The sequence below is a fragment of the Gammaproteobacteria bacterium genome, from assembly GCA_024235095.1.
Classification (GTDB): domain Bacteria; phylum Pseudomonadota; class Gammaproteobacteria; order Competibacterales; family Competibacteraceae; genus UBA2383.
Map to the genome: position 1 here is coordinate 829,780 of JACKNC010000002.1, position 11,489 is coordinate 841,268.

Here is an 11,489-nt window from a genome sequence, read left to right on the forward strand (position 1 = left end):
TCGATGATGGTTTTATCCCCACGAGCGTAATATCCAGAGGAGTTTGAAGAATGTCGAAAATCAAAGAGATCCGCGGCCGTGAAATCATGGACTCGCGCGGTAATCCCACCGTCAGCGTGGACGTGATCCTGGAATCCGGAGCCAAGGGTGTGGCGGGCGTTCCTTCCGGCGCGTCCACCGGCAGCCGTGAGGCGCTGGAACTGCGCGATGGCGACAAGAGCCGCTATTTGGGCAAGGGTGTGCTGAAAGCGGTCGCTAATGTCAATGGTGAGCTGCGCGATGCGCTACTCGGCGTGGAAGCGGTGGATAATCAAGCGGCGATTGACCAGCGGATGATTGACCTGGATGGCACCCCCACCAAGAGCCGCCTCGGCGCTAACGCGCTGCTTGGCGTGTCGATGGCCGCTGCTCATGCTTCCGCCGCCGAAAAGGGTGTGCCGCTGTACAAGTACCTGAATCCTACTGGCCCGTATCATTTGCCGGTGCCGATGATGAACATTCTGAACGGCGGCGCTCATGCCGACAATAGCGTCGACATGCAGGAATTCATGATCATGCCGGTCGGCGCGCCCAGCTTCCGCGAAGCGTTGCGCTGGGGCGCAGAGGTGTTCCATGCGCTGAAGGCCGTGCTGAAAAAGCAAGGTATGAACACTGCGGTCGGCGATGAAGGCGGTTTTGCGCCCAACCTGTCGTCCAATGAAGCGGCGCTGGACGTGGTCATGGAAGCCATCAGCAAAGCGGGCTACACCCCAGGCAAGGACCTATACATCGCGCTGGATTGCGCCAGCTCTGAGTTTTACAAGGACGGCAAGTATGTGCTGGAAGCGGAAGGCAAGTCCTTCACTTCCAATGAATTCGCCGACAAGTTGGCCGACTGGGTCAGCCGTTATCCCATCGTCTCTATTGAAGATGGTCTGGATGAGAGCGACTGGACGGGCTGGGCTTATCTGACCCAGGTTCTAGGCAAGAAGGTGCAACTGGTGGGCGACGATCTGTTCGTGACCAACACCTCGATCCTCAAGCGCGGCATCGACGAAGGCATCGCCAATTCGATCCTGATCAAGGTCAACCAGATCGGCACCCTGACCGAGACCTTGGCGGCGATCAAGATGGCGGCCGACGCCGGCTACACCTCGATCTCTTCGCATCGTTCCGGCGAAACCGAGGACACCACGATCGCCGATCTGGCCGTCGCCACTGCCGCCAGCCAGATCAAGACCGGTTCGTTGAGCCGCTCCGACCGCATCGCCAAGTACAACCGGTTGCTGGTCATCGAGGAGGAGCTGGGTTCAGCCGCGGTCTATCCGGGCAAGAAAGCCTTTAACGTGTTCCGCAACTAAGCGAAGCGCGCCGTTACTCCCGCATCCTGACCCTCTCTATCTCTTGAAGGGAGAGGGTTCTTGTGGAAACGGGTTGTCAATTGCTTCTCAACCGCGCCTTCCTTTCCTGCTGTTTTTATCGCAGAGGCGAAGGGGAGGCGCGGGTTGTTTTTATCACCGCCCGCCGTCATGGCTCATCCTACCGAACAAGGCTTGAAACCCCAGATTCTGATCGCAGCGCTGATTGCCGTACTGGTTTTTCTCCAGTATTTGCTATGGCTCGCCGAGGATGGAGTGCGGCAAACGCTGGCCTTACGCATCACGGTAGAGGCGCAAATCGAGGAAAACGCGGCAATGGATGAACGCAATCGCGCCCTGGAAGCGGATGTCGTCGACCTGAAAAATGGATTGATGGCGATTGAAGAGCGCGCGCGCACTGAAATGGGCATGATTCGACCGGACGAAACCTTCTATCGCATTCTTGAGGAACCATTACCTAAACCGGTCGAATCGAGGTCGGCCAAACCTGTTGCTTCCTCCCGTAAGCCGCCGGTGAGATCGCGATGAGTGCGCCGCGTTATTGGGCGATGACGCCAGCCGCTGGCGCGGGTAAACGGATGGGAGCAACGATTCCCAAGCAGTATTTGCCACTGGTGGGCCGTCCGGTCATCGCTCATGCTCTGGACGCTTTGCTGAGTTATCCGCCCGTTGTTGGCCTGGTCGTCGCGATTAGTCCAGGAGATGAATGGTGGCCCGAAGTGGCTGCCCACATAGCGATGGATAAGCCGCTGCACGTGGTCGCCGGCGGCGCTGAACGTTGCCATTCGGTGCTGAATGGGTTGGAGGCGCTTCAGGAATGCGCGCATCCTGACGACTGGGTGCTGGTTCACGATGCCGCCCGTCCCTGTTTGACCACCAGCGATCTTGACCGGTTGCTGGTTGAACTGGCGGATGATCCCGTTGGCGGATTGCTGGCGGTTCCGGCGTGGGACACATTAAAGGAAGTCGACAATGCTGGGCGGGTCACAGCGACCGTGGATCGTTCCCGGCTTTGGCATGCGCTGACGCCGCAAATGTTTCGGCTGGGAATGTTGCGCGATGCCTTGCGGGCGACGCTGGAAGCCGGGTGGTTAGTGACTGACGAAGCAGCGGCGATGGAAGCGGCGGGCTTTGCACCGCGTCTGGTTGAGGGGCGAGCGGATAATGTGAAAATTACTCGGCCAGAAGATCTGGCGCTGGCCGAATTTTACTTGACGCGCCGTTTCACTGCCTCACCCCAGGAAGGTTAACGACATGCGCATCGGACACGGTTTTGACGTTCACGCTTTTGGCCCGGGCGAATTTATTACCTTGGGCGGCGTTCGCATCCCGCATACGCACGGCTTGATTGCCCATTCCGATGGCGATGTATTGTTGCACGCGCTTTGCGACGCCTTGCTCGGGGCCGCAGGATTAGGCGATATTGGCCGGCATTTTCCCGACCATGATCCAGAATTCCGCAATATCGATAGTCGCTTGTTGTTGCGGCGAGTGGCAGGGTTACTTGAGGAACGGCGGCTTATGGTGAGCAATGTCGACGCTACGATCATCGCCCAAGCGCCGCGCATGGCCCCTTACATTCCCGCGATGCGTGGGCCGCTTGCCGCTGATCTGGGTATTACTGCGGATCGGGTTAATGTGAAGGCCACCACGACCGAAAAATTGGGATATATTGGACGCAGTGAGGGCATTGCCGTTCATGCGGTGGCGTTGTTGGTATGAAAGTTTTGAGCTTTAATGCGAATTAAGAGCTTCATCCTCAACTCGTTGAAAACCCGATTTCTGGATTTTCGTCAGCAATTCGATGAGTAACGTAACATATTTATATTTAAGGATATTAGTTAGCTCTTAATTCGCATTTTAAGTCTTAAGGGGTTCGCTGAGGTCTTCATAAAGGGTCTCCAGCGGACATTCAAGCTCGATGCTGTCCAGACGAAGCTGTCCGCCCGGGCCAATGTTGTCCACCCACCATTGTCCATCCTGCCGACGGTAAACCTGAACCCGCATGCGCTCTTGGTCAACCAACACATATTCTCGCAGGCTTTCCAATTGTTGATAGAAAGCAAACTTATCTCCCAGGTCAAACGCGGCGGTTGATTCCGAAAGCACCTCCACGATCAGAATCGGCGAACGTTTGACGTAGCGGTCGGCATGATCACTTTCAGCGCAGGTCACTTGCAGGTCGGGATAAAAGCCGCAGTCCGCTTTTTCCACGCGGACCTTGACATCCGCCATATAGACCCGGCACGGCGTGCCGCGCAGGTGTTGGCGGAGCAGGGTGGCCAAATTGAGCGAGATGTCGTTATGCCGATCGCTTGTTCTAGCCATAGCGAATACTTCGCCGCGAATATATTCATGGCGTTCGATCTGGCGTTTCTCCCATTCCAGGTAATCGTCATAGGTGAAAGCAACATGAGGGGCGGGACAGGACATGGCTCTCTCCAGAAAAATGCTAATAACTCTTGAAGTCTAACACGGAGTTCCTGAATGACATCAGTCATGTTGATCGATTCCCTGCCTTTTGCCCACGGTCAACCTGCTGCGAAAGGGCGTATGCGGACCCTTCTCGAGGATTTTCAGGTTCGCGAAGAACTGGATTTTCCGCTCGATGGCGCTGGCGAACATGTCTGGTTGTGGGTGCGCAAGCACGGCGCGAATACCGATTGGGTCGCCAAACAATTGGCGGCGCGCGCGAAAGTTCCGCCGGGCGCGGTGAGTTATGCCGGTCTCAAGGATCGCCACGCGGTCACTGAACAATGGTTCTCGGTGCATCTGCCTGGTAAGGCTGATCTCGACTGGAATGCCGATCCACAGCCGGATTTCACCGTGTTGCAAGCGGTTCGTCATTCCCGCAAACTGCGGCGCGGGACATTAAGCGGCAACGCTTTTCGCATCGTAATTCGCGACTTGGATGGCGATCCGGTTGAATTAGCGGATCGGTGGCAACGCATCATCGCCGTTGGCGTTCCTAACTATTTTGGCGAGCAGCGGTTTGGACGGGAGGCAGGCAATCTGGAGCGCGCCGAGGCGATGTTCAGCGGCCAGGCCAAGGTGCGTGATCGCCATCAACGAAGTTTGTATCTGTCTGCTGCGCGTTCGGCGCTTTTTAATGCTGTTCTGGCCCAGCGGGTTATTTCGGAAACCTGGAATCAGGCATTGCCGGGCGAGGTGTTGATGCTGGCGGGCAGTCATAGCATCTTTGTCGCCCATGATGTGGATGAAACCCTGCGTCAACGGATTGCTGAGTTCGATCTGCATCCGACCGGACCCTTGTGGGGCGCAGGTGACTTGTCCAGCAGCGGTGTAATTCGGGAATTGGAAGAGGGCATTGCGGCAATGCGGCATCTTTTTCGCGATGGGCTGGCGGCGGCTGGACTGAAACAGGAGCGGCGGGCGTTGCGGCTGATCCCGCAAGATGCGCTGTTGGAGTTTCCCGAGCCGGGCATCGCGGCTTTCGCGTTCCGCCTACCGGCTGGCGCCTACGCGACTACGGTGATGCGTGAGTTGATCGAAGTCGTGTGATTGTGATATTTGCTTCAAATAACCCATAAAAAGCGCTGACTTCGTGACGCTCAACTGTTTAAATCTTCCTACCGCTTTTCGCCGCGTACTGCTGATGTGCAGCGATACCGTGGCGGTGCTGATCGCGGTCTGGGCTTCGTTCGCCATTCGCCTCGGGGAGTGGTGGCCGGGACTGTTGCAGGACGTGATTTGGCTGTTTCCATTAGCGGTCATCATTCTCATTCCAACCTTTGCAGCGATCGGTTTGTATCGCCCGATCCTGCGTTACGCCGATGAGAGTCTGCTGCACACCATTGTCTTCGGCGCAAGCGCTGGTCTCCTGTTAATGATAGCTGTGTGGGTCTTCATGCGCCAGGGCATCGTACCGCGCTCGTCATGGCTGATTGCCTGGCTGGTGCTGATTGCGCTAATCGGCGGCGGTCGATTACTGTTGCGCCGCTATCTCCGTCGACGATTCCGGTTAAGCGCGCCGCGAACGCCAGTCATCATCTATGGAGCCGGCGAAGCTGGCGCGCAACTGGCGCAAGCCCTGCGCTATAGCAGCGAGTTCGAACCGGTTGTATTCGTGGACGATAACCCCCAGTTGTGGGGTGGCGTCGTACTGGGTCTTAAGGTGCGAGCGCCGTTCAAGTTGCCGCGCCTGATCGTACGTCATCAGGCCGGACTGATTTTGTTGGCGCTGCCTTCGGTCTCGCACCGGCGACGGCAACAGGTGCTGGATTCATTGGCCAATTTTCCGGTCAAGGTTTTGGCGTTGCCCACGCTGGCGGAATTGACCAGCGGCGCGCGCCGCATCGACGAACTCCGCGAAATTGAAGTCGAAGATATCCTAGGCCGCGATTCGGTCCAACCGAACCCTGAGCTTTTGCAGGCGCGAGTTACGGGTAAAACGGTGATGGTGACTGGCGCGGGCGGATCTATTGGCGCGGAATTGTGTCGGCAGATTCTGCTACTGCGCCCGCGTCAACTGGTGCTATTTGAACGCTCGGAATATGCGTTGTACGTGATCGAGCAGGAATTGCGGGGGATGCTGGTTAATATGGCCCTCACGTCTGATTCCTCTTCCTCTGGAAAAAAGGAGGGTGTTAAGCTAGTTCCATTACTGGGTTCGGTGGTTCACCGCCGCCGCTTGGAAGTGGCGATGGAGCGCTTTGGCGTGGAAACGGTTTACCACGCCGCTGCCTATAAGCATGTGCCGATCGTTGAGCGCAACCCAATCGAGGGGGTACGTAACAATGTGTTTGGCGCCTGGCATGCTGCTGAAGCCGCGATTGCGGCCAAGGTTGAAACCTTCGTGCTGGTGTCCAGCGACAAGGCGGTGCGGCCTACGAATGTCATGGGCGCCACCAAACGCCTGGCCGAAATGATCCTGCAGGGCTTAGCCGGAGAGAACCACGTCACCCGGTTATGCATGGTGCGCTTCGGTAATGTCCTCGACTCTTCCGGTTCGGTAGCGCCGTTGTTTCGGGAGCAGATTCGCCGAGGCGGGCCGGTGACGGTGACCCATCCCGAGGTGGATCGCTACTTCATGACCATCCCCGAAGCGGCGCAACTGGTCATCCAGGCCAGCGCCCTAGCGCAGGGCGGCGATCTATTTCTATTGGACATGGGCGAACCGGTGCGCATTCTGGAACTGGCTCGAAGGATGATCCAGTTATCCGGTCTCACGGTGCGTGATGAAGCGCATCCAGAGGGGGATATCGAGATTCAATTTACCGGTCTGCGTAGCGGTGAAAAGTTGCGCGAAGAACTGTTAATTGGCGCGGATGATGCGCCTGCCGAACATCCCATGATTCGCCGCGCCCGTGAAGGCCACCCACCGTGGCCGGTGATTCAGGAGGGATTGAACCGGCTGGATGCCGCCGCCCATGATTTTGACTATCCGGCGGTGCGGGCGTTGCTGCGTGAACTGGTGACGGAATACCAACCCGGGAACGATATCGAAGACTGGGTATGGCGGCAGGGAGCCGTAGAGAAATAGGAAATAACCAAAAGAAGCGGGGGATATAGTCAAACAGTTTTTGGATAGTTCGCCATGTGCTCAGGCCACTACAGTATTCCTTGCTGGAAGGGCAATCAACATAAAACTGTTTGACTATAAAAAGGATGCTACAGGAAAATTTACAGGGTTCTAAAAATGAGCGAAAGTATGAATATTTGGCAATAAGTCTATTAATCATGGATTGTTCATGAATGCGCTGATTGGCGGCCTGGCTGCCCTTCTTTACATTTTTGCTGGCGGCTGGTTGGCCCTGCGCCTGGCGCGCGCCAGCGAGGGCCGATCAGTCGCCAAGGGCGGCTCATTAGCACTGGGTTGGGGTGCGGCGCTATTGCATGCGATGATTCTGGCCCAGACCGTGTTTCAGCCTGCCGGATTGAATCTGGGTTTTTTCAATGCGCTGTCCTTCACTGGCTGGCTGATCGGCGTCCTGTTGCTGGCGGCGGCGATGGTGCGGCCGGTTGAGAATCTCGGCATTCTATTATTGCCTTTCAGCGCCGCGACTCTGGCGCTGAGCTTACTCTTCCCCACTGAACGCATCGTTGCCGACGCCGGACAATGGCCGTTGGAACTGCATATTCTGATCGCAATTCTTGCCTATTCTCTGCTGACGCTGGCGGCCGTGCAGGCTGCGCTGCTAGCAGTGCAGGATCGCCGGTTGCGCCGACGTCAACCCGGCGGTTTCCTGCGTGGCATTCCTCCCTTGACGACTATGGAAACCCTGCTGTTCCAAATGATCGGCGCTGGCTTCATCCTGCTTACTATTACCCTGGCCAGTGGTCTATTCTTTCTACATGATCTGCTTGCCCAACATTTAGCGCACAAAGCGGTGCTGTCCTTCATCGCCTGGGGCGTGTTCGCCATTCTGCTGTGGGGCCGCTGGCGGTTTGGCTGGCGAGGACGCACTGCGATTCACTGGACCTTGAGCGGTTTTGCATTCCTGATGTTAGCCTATTTCGGCAGCAAACTGGTGCTAGAGTTGGTATTGCAACGTTATTAAGCGGGTTCTTGACAGTCCACGCCGGCTACCCTTAAAAACGAAACTGACCACCCCAACCGAGGCTTTTGCGACTTGGACGATCTGCATATTGGCGTGTTAGGCATCGCTCTGGTGCTGCTTATTGGCTGTTCCGCTTTCTTCTCCAGCTCCGAAACCGGATTGATGATCCTCAATCGCTATCGCCTGCGTCACCTCGCCAAGGCTGGCGACAAAGCCGCGCAACGCACCAGCAAGCTTCTGGAACGTCCGGACCGGCTCATCGGCATTATTTTGCTTGGCAATAATTTTATCAATGTCCTGGCCTCCTCACTCGCCACGATCCTCGCTATCCACTTTCTTGGCGAAGCGGGCATCGCAGTTTCTACGGTGGTGCTGACCCTAGTGCTGCTGGTGTTTGGTGAGGTTGCACCCAAGACCCTGGCAGCCCTGCATCCCGAGAAGATTGCGTTCCCTGCTTCGGCGGTTCTAGCGCCGCTGCTGAAACTTTTTTACCCCCTGGTCTGGCTGACCAACACCGTCGCTAACAGTCTGCTACGGTTGTTCCGGGTCGCGATCCAGACTTCGGCCCAGCATAGCTTGAGCGCCGAGGAATTGCGCACGGTTGTGCTGGAAGCGGGAGTCATGATTCCCAAGCGGCATCAGACCATGCTGCTCAGCATCCTGGAGCTGGAGGAAATTACCGTTGAGGACATCATGATCCCGCGCAATGAAGTAGCGGGCCTGGACCTGGAGGACGACTGGGACGTGATCATTGCCCAGCTGACCCAAAGTCCCTATAGCCGACTGGTGGCGTATCGCGACACGATCGATCAAGTGGTCGGTTTTGTGCATTTGCGCAAGGCGTTGAACCTGATGGCGCAAAAACCGGACTTTAACCGCGCCGATCTCGAAGGATTGCTCCGGGAACCCTACTTTATCCCGGAAGGCGCTTCACTGACCCGGCAATTGGTTAATTTTCAGCAATTGCGTCGGCGCTTTGGGCTGGTAGTGGACGAATATGGCGATGTGAAGGGGCTAATTACCCTTGAAGACATTCTCGAAGAAATTGTTGGCGAGTTTACTACCGATCCGGCCGCAGTCAGCAACCGCAATCTGGCTCCACGCGCTGATGGCGGTTATGTAGTGAGCGGCCGCACCTCGATACGCAATCTGAACCGTATGCTGGAATGGAAACTGCCTACCGACGGGCCACGCACCCTCAATGGTCTGATCATGGAACACCTTGAAGCGATCCCGGAACCGGGTGCTCGATTAACTCTGGCCGGACATCCAACCGAAATTGTCGAAATCACCGGTAATCGGGTCAAGACAGCGGTGATCTGGCCGAATCCGGAGCCGGAAACGGAGGGAGGAGGGAGTAGCAGTCAGGACTGATCGTCGGAATGATGCGGGTATTCCGGCAACGGCGGCGCATCATCCGGGAGCAGACGGGTTCCATGTCTGGCGAACTGATGATGTTCATACAATTTGGCATACTTGAGAAACACATAGAACGCGGCGATCACCGAGTTGATAAATCCGGCCCAGCCATTCAGAAAATTGCGCTTGAACAGGTAACTGCGGATAAAGAACAATGGCGGGTAGAAGACCATGATCAGGGGAATGCCCCAGCGCTGTTTCTTCAGCTTATCGACCACTAACCCGGTGGAATAGGCATTGATTTTATCGACCTTGGTGTGAATGTCGGTCTCGCCGTAGTGGTATAGGGGAGCCTTGAGCCGGGCAATGTCACCTTGCACTTTAGGCGCAGCGTGGATCGGCATATCATCAATACCACCCATGCGTTTATCGAATAGACGCAAGTAATAATTCATTCGGGTCGCTGGGTTATACATCCGCCAGAACATCTGCTCCTGACGCGGAATTTCGTAGCCGTCCGCGTACGGTTTGTTCTGCAACAACTGGCGGATTTCCATCTGAAGGTCCGGTGACAGCGCTTCGTCGGCATCCAGGAGCAATACCCAGTCATGAGTAGTAGCCGCCAGCGCCATCTGTTTTTGCGGACCGTAACCCATGAACTCGTGCTGGATGATTCGTGCGCCATGACGCTGAGCGATCGCCAGCGTATCGTCGGTGCTGAAGGAATCCAGTACGATCACTTCATCGGCCCATTGGATGCTCTGCAGACAAGCAGTCAGGGTGCGACCATTGTTATAAGTGGTAATGAATGCCGAAAGCCGGGTGCGGTCGGTCATGAATCAGTAGGTCCTGAACGGAAATTTCATCTACAGTATGCCCCAAATCGCTCATTAGTGGCGCGCTTCATTTCAGCGCATCAGCGTTTTCATCGGGAGATCATGATCACATCGGCGCATATCATCGGCGGCAGATTCCTCGGCGGCGCCGAATTGTTTTATGCGCGTCTGGTGAGCGCGCTGCATCGACATGGCCATGCCACGTTGGCGGTAACGGTTCCCGGGAGTCTGATTACGACCGAGATCCCGCCCGAGATTCCCCGGATTCACATCCCGATGTGGGGCGTTTGGGATCTGTGGTCACGCTGGCAAATCCAAAAAGCCATGCGCGAACAGGAACCAGATATCGTGCAAACCTATATGGGCCGCGCCACCCGCCTGACCCATTTGCCGCCAGGCCAGCATCCTGTTCACATTGCCCGGTTGGGCGGGTATTACGAACCGCATGGTTATCGGCATGCCCATGCCTGGATTGTGGTCAGTCCCGGCATTGGCGATCACCTGATTCGACACGGATTTCCCAGAAAACGCATTTTTCATATCAGTAATTTCGTTGCGCCTTGCGCACCCAGTCCTCCCGACACTCTGCAACAATTGCGTCGAACGCTGGCGATTCCCGATGATGGCCTGATCGCGGTCGCGGTCGGACGCCTGCATCCCATCAAAGGCTTTGGCGACCTGCTGAACGCTTTTGCCGCCATTCCTGCTTGTATTCATGACCAACCGGTTTACCTGATCATTGTCGGCGATGGATCGCTGGCTGCGCAACTCAAACGCCATGCTGAGCAACTGGGTATCGCCGATCGCGTGCGCTGGCCGGGTTGGCGGGATGATGCGGGCCGCTTCCAGGAACTAGCCGATTTATGCGTCTGCTCGTCGCTGCAAGAAGGGGTCGCCAATGTCATTCTCGAAGCCTGGGCGCGGCGGCGGCCCGTTGTCGCGACCCGTACGCTTGGCCCCGTGGAAATCGCCGTTCACCAGGAAGACGCCTGGTTGACGCCGGTGGGCGATCCGGTCGCGTTAGCTCACTCGATGGAACTGCTATTGCGTGATGAAGCGCTGCGCCGTGAATTGGCCGATAACGGCTATCGCACTCTGATCGCCCGGCATGGCGAGGAAGCCATCATTAACGCCTATCTGGATCTGTATCAACAACTGCTGGCGGCGTAGCTCCCTCCAGGCGCAGGCCACTCAAGGCCGTCAGAGATCCGAAGGCAATAAACAGGTAACAGGCCAGTTGCCGGGAAGTATAGGAAAAACTGAGCAATCTGGCGGTTAGCAGCGCCGCTGCCACCAGCCAGACTCCGGCGCGCTGACGATCCTGGGCGGATAAGCATCGCCAAACCCGCAGGAGTCGCACAAAAACAGCGCCCATTAACATCAGCAGTAAGCTCACCCCAAGCAGATCGGTTTCA

General features: G+C 56.6%; 11 protein-coding genes. 9 read left to right on the plus strand and 2 right to left on the minus strand.

What is annotated here, in order from left to right; translation table 11 throughout:
- Nucleotides 1–50: 50 nt before the first annotated feature.
- The 4 genes from eno (at nt 51) to ispF (ending at nt 3,080) form a co-directional block, all read left to right on the plus strand.
- Nucleotides 51–1,340, plus strand: coding sequence for a phosphopyruvate hydratase (gene eno, locus H6973_16975; protein MCP5127270.1), 1,290 nt, complete (start codon nt 51–53; stop codon nt 1,338–1,340).
- 168 nt (nt 1,341–1,508) lie between these two features.
- Complete coding sequence (gene ftsB / locus H6973_16980) at nt 1,509–1,886, plus strand: cell division protein FtsB (protein MCP5127271.1); 378 nt, start codon at nt 1,509–1,511, stop codon at nt 1,884–1,886.
- Nucleotides 1,883–2,608, plus strand: a complete 726-nt coding sequence (gene ispD, locus H6973_16985; protein ID MCP5127272.1) for a 2-C-methyl-D-erythritol 4-phosphate cytidylyltransferase — start codon at nt 1,883–1,885, stop codon at nt 2,606–2,608. The genes ftsB and ispD overlap by 4 nt, the downstream gene beginning before the upstream one ends.
- Before the next feature lie 4 nt (nt 2,609–2,612).
- Nucleotides 2,613–3,080, plus strand: a complete 468-nt coding sequence (ispF, locus tag H6973_16990) for a 2-C-methyl-D-erythritol 2,4-cyclodiphosphate synthase (protein ID MCP5127273.1) — start codon at nt 2,613–2,615, stop codon at nt 3,078–3,080.
- Nucleotides 3,081–3,218: 138 nt separating this feature from the next.
- Here ispF and H6973_16995 read toward each other — a convergent pair whose 3' ends face one another.
- Nucleotides 3,219–3,791, minus strand: coding sequence for a Uma2 family endonuclease (locus tag H6973_16995; GenBank protein MCP5127274.1), 573 nt, complete (start codon nt 3,789–3,791; stop codon nt 3,219–3,221).
- 66 nt (nt 3,792–3,857) lie between these two features.
- Here H6973_16995 and truD point away from each other — a divergent pair, with 66 nt between their 5' ends.
- The 4 genes from truD to H6973_17015 all read left to right on the plus strand — a co-directional run bounded on the left by truD (nt 3,858) and on the right by H6973_17015 (nt 9,253).
- Nucleotides 3,858–4,880, plus strand: coding sequence for a tRNA pseudouridine(13) synthase TruD (gene truD / locus H6973_17000; GenBank protein MCP5127275.1), 1,023 nt, complete (start codon nt 3,858–3,860; stop codon nt 4,878–4,880).
- A gap of 94 nt (nt 4,881–4,974) precedes the next feature.
- On the plus strand, nt 4,975–6,861 hold the full coding sequence (locus tag H6973_17005; protein MCP5127276.1) for a polysaccharide biosynthesis protein: 1,887 nt from the start codon (nt 4,975–4,977) through the stop codon (nt 6,859–6,861).
- Between the two features lie 208 nt (nt 6,862–7,069).
- On the plus strand, nt 7,070–7,879 hold the full coding sequence (gene ccsA / locus H6973_17010) for a cytochrome c biogenesis protein CcsA (GenBank protein MCP5127277.1): 810 nt from the start codon (nt 7,070–7,072) through the stop codon (nt 7,877–7,879).
- Nucleotides 7,880–7,951: 72 nt separating this feature from the next.
- Nucleotides 7,952–9,253 carry an HlyC/CorC family transporter gene (locus tag H6973_17015; protein MCP5127278.1) on the plus strand — a complete coding sequence of 434 codons (1,302 nt, stop codon included), beginning with the start codon at nt 7,952–7,954 and terminating at the stop codon, nt 9,251–9,253.
- On the opposite strand, the gene H6973_17020 is transcribed toward H6973_17015, so the two are convergent.
- The gene (locus H6973_17020) at nt 9,244–10,074 is read right to left on the minus strand and encodes a glycosyltransferase family 2 protein (protein MCP5127279.1); all 831 of its coding nucleotides are present in this window, start codon (nt 10,072–10,074) and stop codon (nt 9,244–9,246) included. The two genes, H6973_17015 and H6973_17020, sit on opposite strands and share 10 nt — an antisense overlap.
- 102 nt (nt 10,075–10,176) lie before the next feature.
- On the opposite strand from H6973_17020, the gene H6973_17025 reads away from it, so the two are divergent.
- Nucleotides 10,177–11,244 carry a glycosyltransferase gene (locus tag H6973_17025; protein MCP5127280.1) on the plus strand — a complete coding sequence of 356 codons (1,068 nt, stop codon included), beginning with the start codon at nt 10,177–10,179 and terminating at the stop codon, nt 11,242–11,244.
- The last annotated feature ends 245 nt before the right edge of the window (nt 11,245–11,489 follow it).

Coding starts and splice junctions, on each gene's coding strand:
- H6973_16995 (MCP5127274.1), bottom strand. CDS start 3,791: ATGTCCTGTCCCGCCCCTCATGTTGCTTTCACCTATGACGATTACCTG.
- ispD (MCP5127272.1), top strand. CDS start 1,883: ATGAGTGCGCCGCGTTATTGGGCGATGACGCCAGCCGCTGGCGCGGGT.
- H6973_17020 (MCP5127279.1), bottom strand. CDS start 10,074: ATGACCGACCGCACCCGGCTTTCGGCATTCATTACCACTTATAACAAT.
- ispF (MCP5127273.1), top strand. CDS start 2,613: ATGCGCATCGGACACGGTTTTGACGTTCACGCTTTTGGCCCGGGCGAA.
- truD (MCP5127275.1), top strand. CDS start 3,858: ATGTTGATCGATTCCCTGCCTTTTGCCCACGGTCAACCTGCTGCGAAA.
- ccsA (MCP5127277.1), top strand. CDS start 7,070: ATGAATGCGCTGATTGGCGGCCTGGCTGCCCTTCTTTACATTTTTGCT.
- ftsB (MCP5127271.1), top strand. CDS start 1,509: ATGGCTCATCCTACCGAACAAGGCTTGAAACCCCAGATTCTGATCGCA.
- H6973_17005 (MCP5127276.1), top strand. CDS start 4,975: ATGTGCAGCGATACCGTGGCGGTGCTGATCGCGGTCTGGGCTTCGTTC.
- eno (MCP5127270.1), top strand. CDS start 51: ATGTCGAAAATCAAAGAGATCCGCGGCCGTGAAATCATGGACTCGCGC.
- H6973_17025 (MCP5127280.1), top strand. CDS start 10,177: ATGATCACATCGGCGCATATCATCGGCGGCAGATTCCTCGGCGGCGCC.